Source organism: Caulobacter ginsengisoli (genome assembly GCF_030814835.1).
Lineage (GTDB): Bacteria > Pseudomonadota > Alphaproteobacteria > Caulobacterales > Caulobacteraceae > Caulobacter > Caulobacter ginsengisoli.
Genome location: NZ_JAUSVS010000001.1, coordinates 705,069 through 726,851 on the forward strand (window position 1 = coordinate 705,069; position 21,783 = coordinate 726,851).

At 60.3% G+C, this 21,783-nt stretch carries 21 protein-coding genes; 7 read left to right on the forward strand and 14 right to left on the reverse strand.

The window, feature by feature from the left end:
* The first annotated feature begins 28 nt into the window (after positions 1-28).
* Both QO010_RS03485 and QO010_RS03490 read left to right on the forward strand, forming a co-directional pair.
* Positions 29-1,336, forward strand: a complete 1,308-nt coding sequence (locus QO010_RS03485) for a gluzincin family metallopeptidase (protein ID WP_307345981.1) — start codon at positions 29-31, stop codon at positions 1,334-1,336.
* Positions 1,337-1,908: 572 nt separating this feature from the next.
* The gene (locus QO010_RS03490) at positions 1,909-2,772 is read left to right on the forward strand and encodes a DUF6602 domain-containing protein (RefSeq protein WP_307347060.1); all 864 of its coding nucleotides are present in this window, start codon (positions 1,909-1,911) and stop codon (positions 2,770-2,772) included.
* A gap of 32 nt (positions 2,773-2,804) precedes the next feature.
* On the opposite strand, the gene QO010_RS03495 is transcribed toward QO010_RS03490, so the two are convergent.
* The 7 genes from QO010_RS03495 to QO010_RS03525 form a co-directional block, all read right to left on the reverse strand.
* A complete protein-coding gene (locus QO010_RS03495; protein WP_307345984.1) occupies positions 2,805-3,149 on the reverse strand; it encodes a DUF3768 domain-containing protein in 345 nt (114 codons plus the stop codon).
* 226 nt (positions 3,150-3,375) lie between these two features.
* Entirely contained in the window at positions 3,376-5,073 is a 1,698-nt protein-coding gene (locus tag QO010_RS03500) for a hypothetical protein (RefSeq protein ID WP_307345987.1), read from the reverse strand.
* A gap of 121 nt (positions 5,074-5,194) precedes the next feature.
* Positions 5,195-7,093 carry a UvrD-helicase domain-containing protein gene (locus tag QO010_RS03505; protein WP_307345990.1) on the reverse strand — a complete coding sequence of 633 codons (1,899 nt, stop codon included), beginning with the start codon at positions 7,091-7,093 and terminating at the stop codon, positions 5,195-5,197.
* Positions 7,090-9,411: an ATP-dependent nuclease gene (locus QO010_RS03510; protein ID WP_307345993.1), complete on the reverse strand. Its 2,322-nt coding sequence runs from the start codon at positions 9,409-9,411 to the stop codon at positions 7,090-7,092. The genes QO010_RS03505 and QO010_RS03510 overlap by 4 nt, the downstream gene beginning before the upstream one ends.
* Before the next feature lie 268 nt (positions 9,412-9,679).
* Complete coding sequence (locus QO010_RS03515; protein WP_307345994.1) at positions 9,680-10,051, reverse strand: DUF3768 domain-containing protein; 372 nt, start codon at positions 10,049-10,051, stop codon at positions 9,680-9,682.
* On the reverse strand, positions 10,048-10,278 hold the full coding sequence (locus tag QO010_RS03520) for a hypothetical protein (RefSeq protein ID WP_307345996.1): 231 nt from the start codon (positions 10,276-10,278) through the stop codon (positions 10,048-10,050). Before QO010_RS03520 ends, QO010_RS03515 begins: the two co-directional genes overlap by 4 nt.
* Positions 10,279-10,541: 263 nt before the next feature.
* A complete protein-coding gene (locus QO010_RS03525) occupies positions 10,542-11,027 on the reverse strand; it encodes a hypothetical protein (protein ID WP_307345998.1) in 486 nt (161 codons plus the stop codon).
* 160 nt (positions 11,028-11,187) lie between these two features.
* Between QO010_RS03525 and QO010_RS03530 the strand changes: the two genes are divergently transcribed.
* Positions 11,188-13,599: an NACHT domain-containing protein gene (locus QO010_RS03530; protein ID WP_307345999.1), complete on the forward strand. Its 2,412-nt coding sequence runs from the start codon at positions 11,188-11,190 to the stop codon at positions 13,597-13,599.
* Positions 13,600-13,667: 68 nt separating this feature from the next.
* Here QO010_RS03530 and QO010_RS03535 read toward each other — a convergent pair whose 3' ends face one another.
* The gene (locus QO010_RS03535) at positions 13,668-14,543 is read right to left on the reverse strand and encodes an ArdC family protein (protein WP_307346001.1); all 876 of its coding nucleotides are present in this window, start codon (positions 14,541-14,543) and stop codon (positions 13,668-13,670) included.
* A gap of 511 nt (positions 14,544-15,054) precedes the next feature.
* A complete protein-coding gene (locus tag QO010_RS03540) occupies positions 15,055-15,372 on the reverse strand; it encodes a hypothetical protein (protein ID WP_307346003.1) in 318 nt (105 codons plus the stop codon).
* A gap of 140 nt (positions 15,373-15,512) precedes the next feature.
* On the opposite strand from QO010_RS03540, the gene QO010_RS03545 reads away from it, so the two are divergent.
* Positions 15,513-16,247 carry an SOS response-associated peptidase gene (locus tag QO010_RS03545; protein ID WP_307346005.1) on the forward strand — a complete coding sequence of 245 codons (735 nt, stop codon included), beginning with the start codon at positions 15,513-15,515 and terminating at the stop codon, positions 16,245-16,247.
* Positions 16,244-16,675 carry a hypothetical protein gene (locus tag QO010_RS03550; RefSeq protein WP_307346007.1) on the forward strand — a complete coding sequence of 144 codons (432 nt, stop codon included), beginning with the start codon at positions 16,244-16,246 and terminating at the stop codon, positions 16,673-16,675. Before QO010_RS03545 ends, QO010_RS03550 begins: the two co-directional genes overlap by 4 nt.
* A 1-nt stretch (position 16,676) precedes the next feature.
* Here QO010_RS03550 and QO010_RS03555 read toward each other — a convergent pair whose 3' ends face one another.
* Positions 16,677-16,994: a hypothetical protein gene (locus tag QO010_RS03555; protein WP_307346009.1), complete on the reverse strand. Its 318-nt coding sequence runs from the start codon at positions 16,992-16,994 to the stop codon at positions 16,677-16,679.
* 339 nt (positions 16,995-17,333) lie between these two features.
* Between QO010_RS03555 and mobQ the strand changes: the two genes are divergently transcribed.
* Both mobQ and QO010_RS03565 read left to right on the forward strand, forming a co-directional pair.
* Positions 17,334-18,320, forward strand: a complete 987-nt coding sequence (gene mobQ, locus QO010_RS03560) for a MobQ family relaxase (protein ID WP_307346011.1) — start codon at positions 17,334-17,336, stop codon at positions 18,318-18,320.
* Entirely contained in the window at positions 18,310-18,786 is a 477-nt protein-coding gene (locus QO010_RS03565; RefSeq protein WP_307346013.1) for a hypothetical protein, read from the forward strand. Before mobQ ends, QO010_RS03565 begins: the two co-directional genes overlap by 11 nt.
* Here QO010_RS03565 and QO010_RS03570 read toward each other — a convergent pair.
* The 4 genes from QO010_RS03570 to QO010_RS03585 form a co-directional block, all read right to left on the reverse strand.
* On the reverse strand, positions 18,766-19,533 hold the full coding sequence (locus QO010_RS03570) for a DUF8453 domain-containing protein (RefSeq protein ID WP_307346015.1): 768 nt from the start codon (positions 19,531-19,533) through the stop codon (positions 18,766-18,768). The two genes, QO010_RS03565 and QO010_RS03570, sit on opposite strands and share 21 nt — an antisense overlap.
* A gap of 68 nt (positions 19,534-19,601) precedes the next feature.
* Complete coding sequence (locus QO010_RS03575) at positions 19,602-19,889, reverse strand: hypothetical protein (RefSeq protein WP_307346018.1); 288 nt, start codon at positions 19,887-19,889, stop codon at positions 19,602-19,604.
* 2 nt (positions 19,890-19,891) lie between these two features.
* The gene (locus tag QO010_RS03580) at positions 19,892-20,131 is read right to left on the reverse strand and encodes a hypothetical protein (RefSeq protein ID WP_307346021.1); all 240 of its coding nucleotides are present in this window, start codon (positions 20,129-20,131) and stop codon (positions 19,892-19,894) included.
* Positions 20,128-21,702, reverse strand: coding sequence for a type IV secretory system conjugative DNA transfer family protein (locus tag QO010_RS03585; protein ID WP_307346024.1), 1,575 nt, complete (start codon positions 21,700-21,702; stop codon positions 20,128-20,130). The genes QO010_RS03580 and QO010_RS03585 overlap by 4 nt, the downstream gene beginning before the upstream one ends.
* Positions 21,703-21,783: the final 81 nt, after the last annotated feature.

Here is a 21,783-nt window from a genome sequence, read left to right on the forward strand (position 1 = left end):
GTTCTCGCCGGCTTCCGATAGAATACAGGTGTGGCTGGACGATCCCGATAGCGGCAAGCTTGTCGGCCGCCCAATCCCTGATTTGGCGAAAACGCCGTTTCCGACCGAGATCGCGCGATACGGCGCCATCACGCCCGTTATGATGGGAGCCAAGCCGGGGACGCCAGCGTTTCGGCACTGGGTCGCCGCTGAAGCGCTCCGCCGTAGCGCTGACTTCTGGGGCGACCGCATCTCGGACGGTCAATGGTGCAAATACCCGAAACTCTCGGTCGAAATAGCGAACGGGCAAGCCATCGACTGTTACTATACGCGGGGCAGCGTCAATATTGGCCTGGACGCGAACTTTCCCGGCGGATCGATATATGCGGGCGAAAGCGCGGAAGTTGTCGCCCACGAGGTAGGGCATGGCGTCCTGGATGGCCTGAACCCGGATGTGTGGGATGCGGGCTACGTCGAGACGGCGGCATTCCATGAAGCCTGGGGCGACATCACCGCCATCCTATCCGCCCTGCAAGTGCCAGAGGTGCGGGCAATCGTTGCAGCTTCGCCATCGCTCTACCTCAAAACAAGCTCAAGTCTTTCCCGCTTTGGAGAACAGGTATCCAAGGTGCTGCGGGCGGCGAACCCGACCCATGTGGAGTTCAACTGTGTGCGCGACGCCGCGCGCCGGTTTGATTATCGCGACCCCACACAGCTCCCGGCCGCCGCGAGCGTCGACAAGCTGAGCACCGAATGCCACTCGTTCGCGCGGGTGTTCACTGGGGCGTTTCTTGAGATACTTGCCGACATGGTCGGCACCCAAACTGACGAGCGGGGCTTGATCCAGACAAGCGCTAATCTAGGCAGCATGCTGGTCGATGCCGTTCGCAAAGCGCCGGTGACTACTCACTATTTCGCGGAGGTCGCCCTCGCCCTTGTTTCCGCTTCAAGTCGGTACGGCGGCAGCTACCCAGACATTTTGAGCCGGGTTTTTGTCAGCCGCAAAATACTCACGAACGATCAGATCAACCGGGGCGAAACCGGCTTCAAGTCCCAAGCCCTCGTCCCAATGCCGGTTGTGGGCTTTCCGCCGATCTCGGCGGGGAGAGTTTCGCTACCCGGTAAGGTCTTCAGACTTAAGCGGCGTGTTTGGATCAGGGCTCAGCCGTCCTGCGAGGAATCGACCAGAGCCGCTGTGATCTTCGCCCGGCATCTGGTGGCGCGGGGAGACGTCCGCCCCTTCGCGATCGAAGCGGCGTTTTCGAGTCCTCGTGGCTTTACTCATGAGATCAAAATTGTAGGCGAAGAGCTTGAACTAGTCCGGGTTCGAACGGACTGCGGTCTCCGAGGTAGTTGACCCAACCTTCTCAGGCTCGACCGAACATCGCCATGTAAACCACTCGTACGCCGCCGACGGATCAGCCGACGCGAACATCGACAGCGTCAGCAATACGACCGTCTACGCATTGAAACAGAACGCTGTGCCTTGGCGATACGAAAAGGGTATCCTGGATCGCCGCCCACAAAGGCGGTGAAAGGCGGTGTTCTTTGAGCACCTCTTTGATAGTCGCTCGTTCCTTATAGCGTCGCTGGCGCATGGATCAGATTAGGGCTGCGCCGCGGGGTGAGCCCCGTGGTCCAGGGGTCCCGGGCGTACCCCAGCGGGGGAGGCCTGGTGGCCGGTCATCAGGCCTCTCTCGCCAAAGCCCATGCCACCCTTTACGCCTGCGCCCCCATCCCCTAAGCCTCCGCGCCAAGTGCGGGCGTGGCGGAACTGGTAGACGCACCAGATTTAGGTTCTGGCAAGGGTAATAAATTATCTAATTAATTCAATATATTATGATCCCCGCGTCAAATGGTGTGTCCAGTTTTGTGTCCAAAAAATGGCTGGGTGTGCTCAAGCGCAGGGGCTAGAGGGGATAGGTGAGTATGGCGTTCGATGGACCCGCTTTCATCCGTCACGTTGCAGAGAGGCTCGTGCACGAGTTCCAATTCTCGCAGGGAGCCGGCACGCCGGGGCTAATTGGAGCAGCAAAAGAACATCCGGCACGTGTTCAACTTGCCCGTCTCATGCCAGGCGGCGTGGGCGTTGGTAGCGGAATTGTCGTGGACAGTTATGGCGGCGTAAGCCGCCAGCAGGACATCGTGATCTTCGAAGACCTCTGCCCGGTATTCACCCACAACGACGCGCCTGAAGCGACTTACTATCCGGTAGAGGGCGTGATTGCAGTCGGCGAGGTAAAAAGTGGGCTTGGACAAACGGAGCTCAATGATTCCATCGCGAAGAGCGCTTCTGTAAAAGGCTTACGTCGGTACGTTGATTCGAATGAGGTCGGTTATTCGTTTCGACAATACTGTAGCGGCACGTCGTTTGCTGGCGCTCCAGAAGAGAAATATGACCAGGATGATAAATCGCTGGATCAAGTATACAGCTTTGTTCTTTGCCAACGCTTTACATTGAGTTCGCAGACAATGCTGAAACACGTTGCCGAAGGCGCTCGTGCTGCCGGTGTTGCCATGATGCCAAACCTGGTGGCCTCGCTGGAAAGCGGAACACTTTACGCTTTCAATTCAGCTTCCCACGCGGTTGCTCGGTCAATGAAGGAAGGAGATGGAGCCATTTCCATCGAGGATTCCATGGCTGGCTTTGCGCATCTCCTGGCGATGCTCCGCCTCTATGTGATGAGCGGACGCACCGTTGATCGAAAGCATTATGAGCGCTACTTCCGGAAAATTGGCGCCCCCGGTCCACCTAGCGTTTCAATCAGCGGACATGTGAGTTTCAGCCAGTAGAGCTGTCGGCCACAGTTCCATAGCCGCTGGCCTCAGTACTCTGAGGCCAGCATGATGGTGAGCACCCGGCAGGTCACCGCCGGGTCGGCGGGGTTTTCGGAGCCGCCACCGAGATCGAGATTGTAGTAGTCGATCTTCCAAAACAGCCGCTCGCCGGCCAGGTCGAACGCGCCGAAGTCATGCTCGCCATAGGGATCATTGTCGGCAGTGAAGGTGTCGAACGCGCGCACGTCGGCAAGCGCCCTGGCGGCGAAGGCGACGCCCAGATCCGAGACGCCTCGGGTAAAGAGCCAGCGACCGGACCCGCACGGCCCGCCGGTGCGGAAGTCATCATTGAGATCGCAGATTTGGTGACGCTTGGCGATGGAAGGGGTCATGGTGCTTCTCCAATCCGCCGCGGGACCATCCCGCGGCTTCATGGGAGCCCCCTGAAGCGGGCCATTGAGCTGTCGGTCACACCCCGCGCGAAGCGCGCCCGAAGGGGCAAGCTGCACAAGCCGAAGGCGCGGAAGCGCAGCGGGTTGACCGGCGGCGGGTCCGCTTCACGCTGCGTCCATAGAAGTCGAACGGCTCTGCGTCGGATTGAGCGAGGGCGCGCTGCCCTTAAGCGGGCTGGAGCGTGTTCGTAATGATGGCGAGGGATTCATCGCAGGCCTGCGCCAGTGCCCGGTAGTGTTCGCGCAACGTGCCGTGCTCCTGCAGAATGGATTGGCGCAGCACCTTGGCGCTCTCGCCCCCGGCATGACCCTTGGCCTTGCTGCGCAACTGATGGAGGCTCTTCAGCGGAGCGACGATCCTGCCTGCATGCTCCTCCTCGAAACCCGCGCCCACGAGGCAGAGCTGAAGCAGGCCAAGCGACCGCATCTGATCCTGCGGCTGCTCTCCGAGTTCGATGCCTTTTGCTCGAAGAACCTTCTCCTCGAAGCCTTCAACCAGGAGCTGGTCGAGGTTCAAGAGTTCCTCCGCCCACTCGTCGGGCGAGGCGGTTGCAGGATAGTGGACCCTGTCCGGCAGATCCTTTCCACGCAGCGTCCACCACGGCGCATGGATTTCCTCCAACCTGCGGAGCTTGGCTTTGAGGCTGAGAAGGGGATCGTAGCTCTCATCCCAGGTTCCGTAGAGGTCGGTCTTCAGCGCCCGCTCGGAGATGCCCCCTTTCGGGGCTTCATTGTATTGCTTCCAGTGTAGCTGCTCCTCGAAAGGGAGCTTGTTGAGGTAGCCGAGATAGGTGTGAACCTGACCTTCCTCATTGACGTCGTAGGTCTTGAGATACCACGCACCGCGACAGCCGATGGACCGATGATCCAGCTTGTATTTCTCGCGATCCGATTTGTATTTCAGGAGCACTTCCGGCTTGAAGAAGGCCGGGGTGACCTCCCAAGGCTTGTCGGATTTGGTGAAGTAGTTGGCTAGCGCATCCGGCGCACAGGAGATTTCACGCACTTGATCGTGCTTGCGGTCATAGGCGATGAAGGTCGCGTGTTGCTTGTCTTCGTCGTCATGCCAGAAGGCGCGGCTGACCTCTTCCAGCGTTGTGGCTGTGGGGATGATCTGAGCGCCGCGACCATAGCTGGCAGTGCCCTTCATCCGGCCGTAGCGATACTGGATGTTCTCGCCATGGGCTCGGCGATCCGAGTCCTCGGAGCCCCAACCGCTGAACCGCTCGGACAGGATGCAGGTAAAATCGAACAGCCTGACAAGCGTTGCACCGGTGAGGGCGGCATACTGATCCAGCACCTTCCTGGAGCCCAGCACCACGCGACCCTGCGGGGTCTTTGTGCCCGGTTCCTGGAGCGACACGACGCGGAAAACATCTTCGATGTCACCAAGCCGATCCAGCCTGCACCAGGCGTTTCGCTCCGGCATGAAATGCAGACCGAAAACATGAGTTAGGGGTTGAAGAATCTCCACGTAGCTCGAGCGCGATGGCACGCCTTCGAACCCGCGCATGAAGACAATCTGCTCTCCCTTGCGTAGCGATTTCGACGCCTCCGACTCTAAGGGTGAACTGATCCAGGTTTTGTTGGCCGAGTAGGTGATCGACCAGGAAGACCATGGGTCGGCATGCCAACTGGTGAGATCCTCGAAGTTGGGTGGAGAGACTGCCCCGGTCGGTGCTAGCACCGAATGGACGTACATGTGACCGGCGCTGAGAAACAGCACGACGCTGTCGCTGCGCGCGTTCTCTTCCAGAAAATCCAGCGATACACCCAGCTCAAGCCAGGCCGCGATTTCCTCCGTCGTCTCCGGCAGGGCCAAGAGCGCCTGCAGCTGTTTCAGGACCCTATGTTGGTCGTGCATGCCAATATCTCCGCAGGCTGGCGTAGAACAGACCAGAAACATCGGCAAGCAAATCGTGCGTGGCTAGAGACCCGTTTCCGCAGCATCTGGGGGCTTGGGCGCGCCGCTTAATTTATTGAGACTAGAGGTCTTCAATTCCAAAGAGTTGAGCGGGCGGTACCAGGTTTTTCGCAAGAATTGCGTTCCTTGCACCGTTTGGGTCGGGTGCAAATACGACCACTGCCAAATCTTCGCGTGCACGGGAAGCGCAAACGTAAAATAGACGTCGCGTTCTGTCCAACACAGAATCTACGCCGTTAGCTATATTTTCCTCATCTTTGTCGGAAAGATCCGCAAACCCGAAATATTTACCGTATGAAAATAAGCTGTAGTTGGCTTCTTCATCGTCGATTACGACCAGAACGCGCTCGAACTCGGCGCCCTTGATGCCCTGCTGCGTTGCGAAGGGAGATTCTTCCTCCAAATATGCCCGGTAGCCCCAAAGCTCGGGCGCCGGGCACGCCAGGAACGCGGAGACAGCATGTCGCTCACTAGCGTCACTCTCCTCCTCATTGTCGTCACCCATATCGGCCTCTGCCTCCGGATTTGGGGCAAACCGGGGATCCAACTCCGCCAGTTCGGTTTCGCCGACGAGGGAGATTATATCACCGACGGTCGCCACGCTTTCATCGGCCAGGAGGCCTGTAAGCCGTACGACAGCTGCATGTAGACCGGCGAGCACACCGACCGCATTTTCTGACGTCAACCGCTCGGCAGTGAGCAGCGGGCAGTTTGCCCTCAAATGGGCAATCACCTCTGAACTCCGTTCGGCACGAGAGGCGAGTACGATCGGGAGAATGAAGTTGATGAACGGTCTAAGGGGCCAAGCCTTTCCGTCCTTCAGCCCCTCCTTGAAGTCCACGGGAGCCCTGTCATTGAGCGCGGCGTAGAGCCCCGCGAAGCCTAGGCGAACGGCAGCCATGCGGTGGACGAGCACCAGCGACCGCACGTTAGAGTCGGGGTCGTTTCTAAGCCAAAGATCATCGCCGGCAGCAGCGGCAAGCCAGCCCCGCACTTGTTCGAGTCGGGCGGCACGTTCCCTATCGGCGGGAAGAACGAAGATACGCGCTGTGCCTTGAACTGGTTCGGCAACGCCATTCCTCAAGACGGTTCGGCCACGAATCTGTCGGAGCCCGTCATCTTCGCTGCGGATCTGATTTACGAACGCCAGAACGGATTGCGGGCATCGGAAGTTCTCAGGCTTCTTGATCTCGTTCCACCCGTCGACCAAGGCAATTGCCCCGGCACCGGTGGTGTAGATTTTCTGCATGGGGTCGCCGAAGAAACCCACGCAAAACTCTATTTCGACCTCGGCCTCGATGCGCTTTAAGGCCTCCACGACGGTGGGGCTGGTATCTTGGCTCTCATCAACGAAGACGAACGGAAAGCGACCGGCCACGAGCGTTCTTAGCAGCGCATGACGTCCGATGAGTTCGGGGCCGATTTTCAGAATATCGTCATGCCCCAACACGCCCTTTGCGTAGTTGGCGCCCGGTCCATAGGTGAACTTGGGCACTGCATCGATCACTTCGAGCTGGCGTCGATAGCGCTCGATTTTTCGCGCTTCCTTCTCACGAGTAGCCTGGCGCGTGAGCGGCCGGCCGATCTTCTCGTCTGATGTCGCGATCTTCTCCGCAATACGATCCTTCACCCAGGCCTTCAGGTCGGTTTGAAACGGGCTCACTACCGACCAAAGAAAACTGTGGATGGTGGAGACGTGGAACAGCGTCGAGTTGCCCACATCACCCCAAATCTCGCCAACCGCGACTTCCGTATATGTGATGCATGCGATCTGTTGCCCGCGTCGGCGAAGTGCGACGCCCCTAGTCCGGGCCAAATGGTCGAGTGCTTTGACAAGCGACGTGGTCTTTCCAGATCCCGCGCCCGCCACCATGACAAAACTTCGAACAGGAGTCTCATCGAGACAGGCGCGCAACTCCAGGTCCGCGCGCGTATCGGGCTGCCCAATCCTCGTCGTCATGCGGCCTCAGGTTCGTCGGCCGCTTCAGCAGGCTGAGCTTCGGGAACTTCATCTGGAGGAGTCACTTCGCCTTCCAACCAGCGAAGGCCATCGGAAATGTAGCTTGGCACATCCCATCGCTCTGGATCGCGGGCGAGCAGAGCCAATGCAAAGTCGGTCTTATTGAACCAGGTTCCTTTGATGCGTTTATGGAGCCGCTCCGCGAGTTGCGCGACCGTCATATTGGTATTCTTGGGAATTCTGAGCTTAAGCGATGCTCCGTCTTTGGCTTGGCAGTGTTTCAAGTTCTCCAGGGCGAATGCTTCTTCAAGCGTGCGCCCCGCAATGGTTACGGTCTCGTCGCCCCACGTCACGTCGATATTTGACTGGTAGGTCACTCGAACGAGCGCGCCGCCATCGGCGCGCGCTTGGGTCCGCTGATCGTCGCTCGCTGCCAACAAATCAGCGATTGCAACTACGCCAGGGAGCCAGCGCGCCAGAGTTTGATTGGACGTCACGGCATCTGGTTGATGGACCATGCAAGCCTTTCCAGGCTTGGCCTCATCATCTTCGTCCTCCTCCTCCTCGTCCTCTTCGGCCGCCGGTTCAGGTCCGACTTGTTGATCGGGGTGAAGTTCGCCAGCGTCTTGCGCTTGGGCAGCGGCTGGGGGCTGGGGCTCGTCTTCCTCGTCGTCGACTAACGCAGGCGCTGGACCGAGGACGCTATCAATGTCCGTAATAACGAGTGTGGTAATTCCAAGGAATTCGATCAGAGTCTTGAAGCGATGACCGAACGCACCACCGATTTCAAGAATGCTAAGGTAGGCAGACTGTAATCGTGGCGCAGATTTAGCGATCATCTGCGGAAGGAGCAGCCTTTCGACATTCCCCTCCACCAACACTGCGGCATCGGCGAAAAAGAGGTCGCAATGCGTGAGTTTAAGGTAGCGCTCTAGAAAGTCGCGAGTGGGATTCCGCGTGCGCTGATAGAACGCAGACAGGTTCAGAACCTCAGAGGCCTGCCCTTCTTCGCGGGACACGCGCCGGAAGTAGCGTATCGGCCGGAAGCCACGCTCATAAAGGATATGTGGAGAGTGCGTGGTAATGACCAGTTGGCTACCATAGTGCTGTGCATCAGCACCCTCGATAGCAATGATGTCCAGGACCTTGCGCACGAAGACCTGTTGTAGCTGCGCATGCAAATGCGCTTCCGGTTCTTCAATAAAAATGAGGTGGACCGGAGGTCGCTTTTCCTCGGTGTCCATCCACTGCGTATGAAGGTCCAAAAGTTCGACCACCATGTAGATGAGGTTTTTGAACCCAAGACCATTATAGCGATCCGGAAGCGTCGGGACTTCTGAACCGTCAACCGGCTGGGAGAGCGCATAGTGAACGCGCGCGCCGTCGTTCGCGCTCATGATGGTTGTTGGATTTAGGGTGGACTTGATTAGTAGTCTTGGGTTGGTCAGACCCGGGTAACCTAGTCTTGCAAGTCGCGTGAGTGTCGGCTCGAAGACCTTGTCCAAGTGCGCGTTGAGGAGCGCCTCTGAGCCGGCGAGGGCGCTCAAGGCGTCAAAGTCGTCACCTCTCTTTTCCAGGTTCTTCTCGTAGAAGCGGCTCAAGCGGCGAGAAAGGTCTTCCGCCCTCCCACCAGCCGCGGCGTCGGATAGATGGCGCTGCGCATGCAGCACATCCACGCGCAACAGCGATCCTAAAATGTCTCGACCCGTGCGCCCTTTGTCAGGCGTAAGGGGCTGGGGAGAATAGCCCACGTGTTCGACGAACTCGTTGTCGAAGCGCGATCGGTCCAAGATGAAGTACCGCAACTCAAATTCGCGATTGAGATATTCAGCCAAGTACTCGCGCAGCGTTCTCGGCGGCGGATGATAGGCCGCAACACCCTCCGTCGCTGGACGCGCGTTGGCTCGCGCTTGATCGCGTGCTGCTTGGAAACTTCGCAGTAGCGATGCAGGGTCGGAGGCGGCGTACTCTATGCGCAGTCCAACGGTTGCGCCGGTCCAAGCCAAACCTGGCAGCAGGTCGACAACCCGGTGCAGGTTTGCCGGGTCGACGTTGAACCAGATGTCCAAGGAGATAGCAGGTAGTGTTGCCCCATCTTCTGCGTTGCCCCACGCATCGATGTCGGCCCAGCTCTCGAAGCTAAAATCGTGTATCGAGAAGCGGTCCCTGGTCGGCGACATGAATAGCTGAAAAGCATGCGAGGCGGATGTCTTACCGCTATTATTCGGCCCCACAAAAATTGAGAGTTCAGATTCCAAATCTATGGTGACTTCACGCAATCGGCGGAAGTTCCGGATTCTGACTGCCTCGACATGCATATTGCCACCCTCTCTCGCCGACCATAGCCGGGGCGTATTCTGAAAACTATGAGAACTTCTCAAGGTGGCAATTTGAGATAGCGCCCGGTCGGGTAGGGGCACCCCTATGCGGCATACCTGGCGCGCATTTGGGTATGCGCAGCAATGCCGATGGACAGCAGGCCGAAGGCCGATCAACCACGCTCCTAGCTTGTGGGACCCTCAGATGGGTAGATGGCGTGAGCGCTCGCGACGCCCCCAGGCGCGAATGCCTGAGAACGCCACAGCGCTAGCCTCGGGGGGGCTGAGACGACCGCGCACGGACACACGATGCCAGAATCCGGCAGGTGCGCATATTGTCGGCCGGGTCCTCGGCCGCCCATGGTGTGCCGCGTTCGAGGTAGTCGAACTTCCAAAACACTTCGCGCCCATTTACCTCGAAGCACCCGAAATCATGCTCACCGTACGGGTCATTGTTCGGTGTGAAATCGTCGTAGGTGAACACCGTGTTCAACGCCTGCCAGGTGAACTGCGGCCCCATCATCTGGACACCGGAGGTGACGAGCCAAAGCCCCTCGAACTTCGTCCAGCCCATTAGCGGGCCATACCGGCGGAAGTCGTCATTGATCGCCGCAATCGCCGCCGCCCTGGCGGGGGTCATTGCTGACCCCCTTCGGCTTGCGGCCGATCCGTGATGAAGCGCAGAACGATCCGGCCCTGGAGCGGCACCGCATCGCAGCTGATGCTGAAGCCCAGGCCATCCTTGTGCGGCCAGGCCGCGCCGATGGGCGTCCAGTTGGCGGCATCGCCATCACCGAGGACGCGGAACAGGCGATGGGAGGGTTTGCGGCCGACCGGCAGCTTGGGTTGGGGTTGTTGTTTGGCCATGATGGGCTCCTTCCAAGTTTGCCGCGGACCATTCCGCGGCTTCATGGGGAGCAAGGGGCGTCGGCCATCGAGGCGGCGGTCACACCCCGCGCGCCAGCGCGCCCGCAGGGGGCGGAGCTGCACGGAGCAAAGCGAAGGAAGCGAGACGGGTTGATCGACGCCGGGCCGGCGCCAGAACGCTCACAGATAGAAGCCGTGATTGGTTCTGCCCTGGCCTGGAAGGATCCTTGCCAGCCAACCCGGGACGTAGAGAGCTGACAAACTTAAGAGGCGTAGCTGTCCCAGTGGATCCGCGTATAGTCCGACATACCCCGCGCCGCATTGTAGGGCGGATAGATGGTCCTGAACGCTGCGAGCGCTTCATCATGACCAAGGCCACGGAACCTGTCGGTGTGTTTGGCCAAATAGAGAAAGGCGATGGTGGGCGACCGCGACATGCCCTGATTGCAGTGAACCAGCACCTGGGATGTACCGATGTGTTCTTCGATAGCTGCCAGGGCGGCATCGATCAGCGACGGGCCAATGAATTTGACATTGGGCGCATCGACCAGGTTCAAGATCAGGCGACTGTCCCGCCTGGCGATTAGATATTCCGGATGGTCTTTGGAGGCTGCAGGGCCGGTATAGCCGAGGGCTTGCCGGTGATATGGCTCCTTGCAGGCATGAATGGTGAACCAACCAGGCTGACCACGAATGCGGCGTTCATCGACCTCGCCGCCCACATGGAGGTTGGGATGGACTTCAATCATGATGGCATTTTCCCGTTGCTTCGCCGTTGAGGGATCAGCCTCAGGTGACACCGGCATTGGTTGATACGTTGCGCCTTGTGTGGATTGCGCACCATCCCCTAAGGTTGCAATGCGCGCTGGCAGGTTAGGCGGTGACGCTAGCCGAGGCAGACAATCTGGTATGACAACGTTTGACCTGGATAACCCAGAACCCAACAGCGGCGATGCTCTACGAGATGAAGCGGCAAACCTATTAGCCACCCGCTTTGGTCGACCCAAGCGGGAGAAGCGTGCCGACGGAAAAAAGGTCGATTTGTATTTCATGCGTCGAGATTTCGGGCGCGACGTAGGGATGTATGTAGAAGCCAAGGACTACAATCGAAATCTAAGTCGCGCGGAAGTCGTTTCAATTTGGACGGATTATAGTGGGATCATCCGGAAGAATGCTCCTGCGACGCTTCTCGTTGTCACGCGAAATGGCCTCGCAACTGACGCCCAGGAGTTCATCGAAACCGAGCAGACTGAAATTCGACATCAGACAATATACGAGCTGGAAAATGAGATACTTGGGCTGACTGAATATATTCGCTCTCTGCAGACGCTTTTTTCAGAGGGCGGCTTGGATAAATATTATGTAGAGGGAAGAGCGCGCCTCGCCCAATACGGCACGACAGTTGAGGAGCGGCACCTCTCGCAACGGTCAGAGTCGCTCTTTGATCTTTTGGTGCGTTGGGTTGAAGACAAAGACGATTTCACACCAATCGCCATTCTCGGCGGATACGGCGCGGGCAAATCGAGTTTCGCAAAGAGGGTCGTCGCACATCAGGCAAAGAAGGCGCTGGTTGATCCTCTCGCTCGTCGGCCGGTCCTAATCAAGCTGGGGGCGCTTGCGAGCGCTTCGAGCCTGGAGGGACTGCTGGGCGGAATGTTCACACATGACTTTCCGGTAGATGGATTCAACACGCACACCTTTCTGCAGATGAGCGACAAGGGTCGCTTACTCATGGTGTTGGACGGTTTTGATGAGATGAAGCACGCGATGACCTGGGCAGACTTTCGTACCCAGATCACTCGTTTGAATCGCCTGACCAACGAGCGCGCCAAAGTCGTTCTTTTGGGCCGGCCCAGTGCCTTCACGTCTGCAGAAGAGCACGTGCATGTGCTCCGGGGCGTACGGAAATTTGGAGAGCAATGGCACCGCTTGCCCGAGTGGCCGGAGTTCCGCGAATTTGAACTGGAACCATTCACTCCCACAGAGCGCAGCGATTTTGTCCGGCGATATCTTGAGTATCAAAGTGCTCATCAGCGCACTAAGCGAGAGCCAGGGTGGATTTCTCAGCGAGCCGCTGAGGTCAATAGGATTGCAGATCTGGACACGCAGGTGTTTGCCAAACCTGTCCACGCCAAGATCTTGACGGACCTTGCTTCCGATCCCGGGGTTGATCTTTCCAAGCTGTCTGGCGGAGTCTCCCGCTGGGCGCTCTATGATCTGTTTTTTAATCGGCTCGCTGAGCGTGAGGTCGAGAAAGACGCCCGTAGACCTATTGGCGAAGAACACAGACTGACATTTCTTCGCGAACTGGCTTTCTGGCTTTGGACCGGAAAGGGCGGGGCTACTTCGTTCTACGCGCCGGATATACCTAGCTCAGTCATCCAACTGCTCCCACAGGGTGATGGCGAAGATATTGAGGCAGTGCGAAGGGAATATCTAACCGGCGCATTTTTAGAAAAGAAGCACGGCGATATCTATTATTTTGGCCATAGATCTTTCGCAGAGTTTCTTGTGGCGCAACGAATGCTTCTTCGGAAACCAATCGGATCCACACATTCAATGTATTCCGATACGCTACGAGATGGCGTCGAAATTTTCCTGCGGGAAGCGCCAAACCGTCACTATTTCGCCCAATGGGCTGACGAGGTGTCTGGGGCGCAAGGCCACTTGAGTTTGGATTATTTCGCCTTCCTAGCTGAAATGTTGGGAGGAGTGGATGCTCTAAAGCGCCAGCTTCCGTCTAGCTCTATCTGGCTCCCGATCTTGTCGGCGTTTGATGACCCAATCTCGGTGAATGAATCGAGCCTTGGAAAGCTATGGCGGACTACGCGCGATCCGAACAACCGGTACTTTTTCCTCGCTTTGGGACTGTTACACGAATGCGCTGTCCAGCTCAGTGTGCCGCACAGCGAGCGTTACTGTAGAACAGCAGCAGCGCTCATAGAACGTGTATTTAAGGGGGCAGAGGTTGAAGCCAATGGGGGTCGCGCGAGGATTTCAGCACAACTTTCAGACGCCCGCCAACTTGCCGTAAACGTACTCCCAGCGTTAGAGGCGCGATTTGGCGAACGGCGTCTCGTATTCCGCGGCGATCGACTAATTGCTGCGCATAGTGAAATCAAAAGCAGCATGGGATTAGACATCGGGCTGAGTGGCTTAGACACCATTCCCGGCTGGCCGAAGGAGGACCGTCTCCCCTGGGATGCGGTCCTCCAGTATATCGAAGAAGATACGCGCAAGAAGGTAAGTGCGTATTTCTCTAAAGCTGAAAATATGCGCGGGATTGTTACCGTGACAACCGTTCCGAAGCGGGGAGGGTAATACACTGTCATTTAATCCAATGCCCTGCAGCGGCGCGGCAATTCCAATTGGCACGAAAAGAGCGTGGTTCACTGCGCCTCGTGATGTTCCTGCAGCCAATCCACCGCCGCCTGGGCTTTGCCGGCGGCAGTGAAGATCGCGCGGTGATCGGACTTCAGCACCTTCAGCCAGGAAGCGATGTAGCCGGCATGGTCTGGACGGGGCTCGGGCGACAGCCCAAGTTCCGCGCAGAGGAACGCAGCGCCCAGCTCGGCGACCAGCTCTTCCACGGCATAGGACTCAGAACCGAACCGGCCGGTCAGATCACGATCCAGCCGAGCCGGCGCCCCGGTGGCATGAACGCATTCATGTGCGCGAGTGGAGTAGTAACCATTGGCATCCTTGAACCGCGCGAAGGGCGGCAGATGCACCGTGTCGGTGCTGGGCAGGTAGTAGGCCCGCTCGTCGTCATGCAGGACGGTGATGGGTAGCGAAGCGAAGAAGCGCTCGGCAGCTTGATCCCGCTCGGACTCCGCCAGGACCTGGAAGGTCGGAGGCGTGTAGCCCTCGACCTGGGCGGCATTGAACACATGGTAGGCCCGGGCCACGAAAGGCCGGCGCGTGTCGGCCGGATCGGCATCGGCTTCCGGCTCGCCGGCGGTAAGCTGTTTCCAGAACACGACGGTGGCGGATTTCTCACCCTTGCGCACGGGATGGCCCAACTCGCGCCATTGCTTGAAGGTGGCCCAGTAGGGCGTGGCGTAGCCGCGGCTGTTGCCCATCAGCCAAAGCAGAAGGGTGTTGATGCCGCGATAGGACCGGTCGCTGGCGATATTCTTCGGCAGACCACCGATGCATTGCCAGGGCATCTCGAAGGTGGCGGCTCCCGCCTTGATGGCGGCGACGATCTGGTTGGTGACGGAAGTATAGAGGTCGCCTTTCTGTTGGTTGGTGGTGGAAGTCATGGTCAGCTCCTTTCTGAGCCGCGCCCGCTGCGCTGCTGATGGAGCCAAACCGCCCGCCCGGACCCGCCGGGCTGGCACACACCGTGCGAAGCGCGCCGCTTGCGGGGCGGAGCTGCACAAACCGAAGGTGCGGAAGCGAGCCGTGTTGCCAGGCCGGCCCGGGCGGGCACGGTCTCCCATCAGCAGGGCAGGGGGTGGCTCAACGAAGCGACCACCCCTCCCCACCCACTAGCCGATTGGCCGCCAACCTCCGAAGAACATCCCAAGTTCTTTCAGATTGGCGAGGGCTAAAGCCGCCGACCGTCCTGGACCGTTACGCTTACCGCCTGGCCGGAATTGCATCGCCCGCACACCGCCCGCCGTCGCACCTCGAATGGGCAGGCGATATCGCCGAACGCGGCTAGCGCTACGGTTCGAGTCCAGACGATCATCCGCCCGCATCGTCCGCATTCTAGGACGAGGACCGACGACGGGCCCATGGCCCGGCCGAGGCGTTCGATCTGCGGCACGGCTATCGCCACACATAGATGCCGCCAGTGCGCGCGGCGGCCTCGTCGCAACTGCCATGGTGAAGGAACAGAGGGATAGATCGCCGGCCGCACATGCAGCGCAAACGGTCTTCGAATGAGGTGAGCGGAAGATTGTGCAGGCCCATCTCCGCCCAACCGCTGATGTCTACCACGACGCTTAGCCCGCACGCGCAGGTCGCCCTGATGTGCTTGCCCGGCATCTCGCCATGGGCGAGCGTCGGGACGAACTGGCTGGAGGCATCGATCCGCCGCACGGCATGGTCGCGAAGGTTGGTCACGGGGCGGGCAGGAACGGGCATTGCTGAACTCCTATCGCCGTTCAGCATGGCGCGCCGACCGGTCAGGCGCGAGTCAAATGTTCGGTGTTTGTTCTCATTTGCTGTGGATGTTCGCGTGCTAGGGTTATTGGCTGAGACCAAGGCCCCGCGAGACCGAACGCATGTGCAACCTCTACGCCATCATGAAGTCGCGCGCCGAAATCGCCCGCCTCGTCCGGGCCATGTCGGACCTCAACAACAACCAGCCGCCGGCGCCGGGTGTGTATCCGGATACCGTCGCCCCGATCATCACCAAGACGGAGAGCGGCGAGCGCGTCATGCGCGATGTGCGGTGGGGAATGCCTTCATCCAAGAAGGCGATCTTGGATGCGGCGACCAGGCGTGCCGACAAGCTGAGAGCGAAGGGCAAGGAAGTCGATTTCGACCACCTGCTGCGTATGGAACCCGATAGGGGGACCACTAATGTCCGCAACACCAACAGCGGGCATTGGACCAGGTGGCTGGGGCCGCAGAACCGGGCCCTGGTGCCGTTCACTTCCTTCAGCGAACCGGACCAGGTCGGCGGCTCGCTGAAGCCGGTCTGGTTCGGCCTGAGCGATGATCGCCCGTTGGCCTTCTTCGCCGGCATCTGGACACCATGGACCTGCGTCCGGAAGATCAAGGAGGGCGAGGTCAGCTGCGACCTGTTCGGCTTCCTCACGACCGACGCTAATGCGGAGGTGGCCGTCTATCATAACAAGGCAATGCCGGTGATCCTGAGGGAGGAAACGGACCTCGATCTTTGGATGAGCGATGCTCCCTGGAGCGAGGTGAAGCACTTGCAGCGGCCGCTGCCGAACGGTTCGCTGAAGGTCGTCGCCACGGGGGTCGGCAAGGACGAAGCCATCCCAGCATGAATCCGCGCGGATCGACGGACGCGCCCTGGCTGAGACCACTGCCGGAGCATGAAGGCCCGCCTGCGTTCACGATTTACGCGCTGCACGAACCGACCCCGGATCGCCTGGCGAAGGTCAGGGCCCAAATGCTGGAGTTGGGCGCGCCGGAAATCGAGGTCGTCTATTTCCACGGCCACATCATGGCGCTGGAAGGAAGCCACCGGCTGGCGGCGGCTTCCGAACTCGGCCTGGTCCCCAGATTTGCCGTCCATTCCCCACACGACATGCTGGATCTGCCCAGATACGACTGGTTCGATCCTGGCTTCTGGGAGGAATGGCGGTTGCCGGCCGACTTCATGGTGCGAGACCTGTTCTTTGTCGGGCAAGCGGTCGCCTACCGTTTCTCGGGCTATCCACAAATGCGCCTGGCTGAAGGTGCCGAGAGCTGAACTAAGCTCCGACCGATGGCGGCCAGGTCCAAGGCTCGTCATACAGATGCGGGAACACGGCGACTTCGCGTGAGCCGCATCCTCCGTCGCCGCTGCAGGCCAGGCGCGACACTAGGTCGGCCAGCCGAAGATCCAGCCGGTCTTCGAACCGCTCCAGCAGTTCGGGCGGCGTCCACTCGATCAGCCGCGGGCAATCCTTGCAGCAGATGCCAAGCGAATAGCCGTTCTGAAGGAGTGTCCGGATCGTATCGCGGCCGACATAGCTTGGCCGGAACTTCCGGATGTAGTGCTCCTCAGGGCGCTTGATCGTCGATGCCATTCCGCGAGCATTCCAGCTGCCATCATACATCGCAATGTATGCAGCCACCCAAGCGCAGGGTGTCGGGGCCGGTGCCTGAGGTCCTGACCTGGGTGCGGGAGAGTTCCCGTTCGGCCTGAAGGCCGATACGCCGGGGTGGCAATGGGGGTGGCGCAGAACCCCCTCCCAACCCCATCCGCCATTGTTGCGACGATGCACCAATGGCGGATTTCCGACGCCAAGTACTACCGACGCGCGAAAAGAAAGTCTTGTGCACATCCGCAGGATGTATAAGTGCACCCATACCGACTTTCTTCCTTACCGTCGCTCGGCAGGCGTTGGTTCGATAGGGGGTTGGGTATGGCCATCTACCACCTTCGGCTCAAGGTGGTTTCGCGTTCGCTCGGTCGGGCTCCGCGCCCGGGCGGGGCGACGCGACGCTCGGCGATAGCCGCAGCAGCGTACCGTTCAGGGGAGCGGCTCTACGACATCACGCAAGGACGCTGGTTCGATTTCGACAAGCCCGATGTAGTTCACACCGAGATTCTCGCGCCCACCGGTGCCCCATCCTGGGTGTTCGACCGGCAGACACTACACAATCAAATTGAGCGTTCCGAACGACGCGCAGACGCCCAATTATTGCGTGAGGTCGAGGTCACGTGCCCCCGTGAACTGAGCCGCGATCAACAAATCGACTTGGTCCGCAATTTCGTACGCGAGCACTATGTGAACCGCGGCATGGTGGCGGATATAGCCATTCACTGTCCGCAGGCGGCCGATGGGCTAGAGCAGCCGCACGCCCATGTGCTGCTCACACTGCGGCGGCTCGATGCATCGAGCCCGACAGGATTCAGCAGCACCAAAGAGCGCGACTGGAACGAGCGCGAGGACGTTGCGCGCCTCGTGGCCGAGGCGCGCAAGCGGTTCAACGATACCGGGCTTGAAGTCGACAAGGACGCGCTCGACGCTGCCGAAGCGCTGCGCAATGTCAGCATCTGGCGAGCGGCGTGGTCGACGCACGCGAACCAGGCGCTGGAGGCCGCCGGTTCGGAGGCGCGGATCGATCACCGGACGCTGGAGGCACAGGGTATTTTCCGCGCCCCGCAAATCAGCCTCGGGATCGCCCGGCACATCGAGAAGGCATACGAGTACGTGCGCGCCCGTGTGACCCAATGGGTTTCGATCAAGCACCGCGCCGACATTTATGCCGAGGTCGAGCACTACAAGAAGCGCGACCCGATGAAGCTGACCGACTTCGTCATGCGTCTGGGCGACATGGCGGAGGAGTTCGCCGCCTCCTTCCGTAAGCCTGCTCACGATATCCCGGAGGTGGACCTTGAGCGGTGACGATTTCGATCAGGTGTTCGGCCGCCGGCCGATCCATGCTCCCGGCTTCGCCGACCGCATCAACCGGGACCAGGCCGCACCTGCTCCCGGGGAGCCGTCGGAAGCGACGGCGGGATCCGGCCCTTACAAACCCTACGGCTTCCTGCCCAGCGGCGGGCTCGGCGAAAGCTGTGAAGTCGTCCGCTGGATGGACGGGACCGAGGTGCCGGAAGGCCTGGTGCTGCAGTATCGCTTCCTGATGCAGATCGGCTTCGTCGGCGAGGAACAGCTCAAGCTGTTCTTGCCGGACTGCATTGTGGTCATCGACGGCAAGCGCTTGCGTGACTTACGCAAAAAACTGTCGCGGCGGATGGCGACGTTCATTCAGCAATGGAATCCGCGCATCTGGCCCGCTCCGCCCGTCGGCGAACCGATCATCGAGCGGATTTCCGTTATGCGGCCTGAGCTACTCCGGTCGGGTTCGTGAGCGTCGCCTCGGCGGTCGGGGTGCGGGATCGATAGGCGGCGGCTCCGGCGGCTGAATTGATGCCTGAGCCTCTGCTGAGGCAGCGGCCTGCTCCCGCGCTGTGCGGCGGCGCCACCGATCTCTCTCCCTGCGCTCATGCAGCCTGTCCACCGGCGAGTGGGTATTGATCTCAAGGGTGCGGCGACCATCGACGAGCCGTTCAATATCCTCGCGCAGCTTTTTCATCTGCTCGGCGATTTGGATCATTGGGCTGGCTGCACCGAGCCGCGTGAGCGCGCTTATTTCTCCCAGGTCGAGCGTGTAGCTGTAAGCCTCGGAACTGTCGCTTCCAGGATCGCGCTTCCAGCGAATGGTCACGGTGTACAGGGTGCCGATGATCGGCTCGAACGCCGAGAGGTAGCTGGATTGCGTTTGTCCGGGTTTGAGCAGGCTGATGCGCTGGAGAGGGATGTCCCGGCTTCCACGAACCTCGGCGTTCTGAAGTGGCGGGTCGAATGATACGCGAATGTCGAACGCGGTCGCGTTTCCGGTATTCGCCACCACCAGGTCCGCGTGGTTGAGCGCCCATTGATTGGGCTCCAGTGTGGCGACGACCTGGGGCTGGGCGCTGGCTTCGGCCATGCGCCGCGTTTCATCCGCGAGCGTCTTCGTGACGCGCCAAAGGAAGATCGTCGCCACTGCGACCACCGCAGTTTCGACCAGGTCGCCGACTCCCAAAGCGACTTCCGTCCAGTTGGGCAGTTCCATGTCCTGCTCCGCAGTGCTGGGTGATGCCGAGATTCAGTTTCCGGGAATTCGGCGAGGCAGCAGGCCCGCTAGCTACCAGTTCTGAGAAGGTTGCGGCAGTAGGCAGGCAACACCGCGAATGTCTGTACCGGCGTCGGCGAGCCGGACGGCACGCCAAGGCAGACGGTGACGAAGTTCCCGCCCTTGGCAGCGGACGGCTTTGGTGCGGCCAGGGCCTTCCGGGCGGTCATCGCGATGATGAGGGCGACGCCGGCGGCGAACATCAGGATGGGGATGAGGAGCGCGGGATTGTCGCGCTGCTGGATGGCGAAGGCGACGCCAGCCAGGAGCGTTGCGATGGCGATGATGGCGCGCATGGTCAATGCTTCCTCTTCGGGGCAAGCGCGTTCCATTCGCGCTCCCAATCCAGGTAGTGGCGCACGCGCTCGTAGGCGCGGTTGGCGAAGAAACCGGCGACCAGGCAGATGATCGCCAGCGCGCAATAGCCGTTGTCACCCCGGCTGATGCCGAGCCAGCCGAACCAGAACATGCCAAGGCCCAGCGGCAGGATGACGAGCGCATTGCCGATCAAGAATTCGAACCAGTGGGGCCTGGTCATTGGCGGAAGCTCACATGCAGGTAGTTGCGCTGGCTGTCGTTGAAGACCTTGCCGGCCTGGAACCAGACGCCGGTTACGACGCCGCCATTGGCGGGGCCGCCGGTGCGTAGGGTGCGCGAAAAGTCGGCGGGCTCGATCTCGGCGTCGAGGACTTCGCTGTAGCCGCTGCTGGTGTTGGTGCCTTCGTTGTAGCCGCGGTTGCGGCCCTGATTGGCGCCCGTGCCGTAGTTCGAACCGGCGTTGAACGAGTAGGTGGCATGCCCTCCCAAGCTGCCCGACATGCCGCCGCTGGAACTGCGGCCCCGGTTCTCGCTCTCGCCCCGGTTCATGCCGTGCGAGTAGCCGCTGCTTTCGCCTTCGCTGTAGGTGGCGCGCCGCTGAACGGCGCGGCCGATCATGTCGGAGGCCCAGCGGTTGGTGACGTTGTCGGGGCTGTTGTGAAAGACGCGGGTGACAAAGTTCGACAACAGCATGTCGGCGCGATGGGCGGCCTGGTCGCCGCCCATGCGCGCATAGTAGGTCGGCAGCGACTGCGTCAGGTAGACGGTGCAGGCCTTGGCCGAGCGGCAGGTTGATTGGAAATCCGCGTCGTAGCTGTTGACGAAATACTGGCTCTCATCGGCCCAGAGGAAGACGGGACGCGCCGCGTGTTCGGGCCCCAGGCCGTTGCGGCCGAGCACCGCGCGCTGCCACATGTACTTGAACAGCTGCTGGCCGATGATGCCGTCCTCGTTCCAGCTCAGCGCCGACATATCCATGATGATGATCGCGCCATGGAAGGTCATCTCGGGCACGACGTTGGTGCTGGTGCAGAACAGCTCGTGCAACCGGCCGCGATTGAAGCGATCGAGCGCGGTCGACAGCGAGATCGCGATGTTGGAGCGCGTTTTCGGATCGAGGGTCGCGTACTCGTCGCGCCAGTAGGCGGCGCATTTGTCGAAGTCGGGATCGGGCAACGCGACGACCGGTGCGCGTCGCGCCTGGGCCAGGGCCTGGAACATGAAGGCGTGCTGCTGCCAGTCGGCGCTCTGCAATTCCTGCAGGCTTTTGGGCGCGGAACCGATGAAGCGGATGATGTCGGGGATGCTGACCGTTCCGGTGGCGGCATAGAGGATCGGGATGGTGTTGCGCAGCAACTGGCGCGAGGCGTCTTCCCAGAAGGCCTCGCTGCCACGGCCGGCATTGGGATTGGTGAGGCGCGCCGCCTCGAGGATCCGCATCAGGCATTCGACAACGCTGCCGATGCCGGCCGGTCCTTGCCGCGACAGTTCGTAGGTGAGGAAGTTGAAGCGCCAGCGGTCGGGAGGGCCGAACAGCATGACTGACTGCTCGCGCCCGTTCTCGGCGGCGTATTCGCACCAGCGATGCGCCTCGTCGGGCTTGGCACAGAGCACCAGCCCGCCCATACCGGCGCGCAGGTAGGCGGCGGCCAGGGCCTTGCCGGAACCGCTGGTCTTACCCGACCCGATCCCGCCGAAAACATGAACGCCCTGGACGGCGTCGCGCAGTGTGAACCGGTCGCGCGGCGAGAGCTGCAAGAGCGGCGTGTCGAGATTGCTGACGTAACCCATCGCGTAACCCCTCCGGGCGACTGGCTTTCAACCAGGGAGTTAAAGGGGTCGCGGCGCGAAGGGCGAACCAATACTACCTAG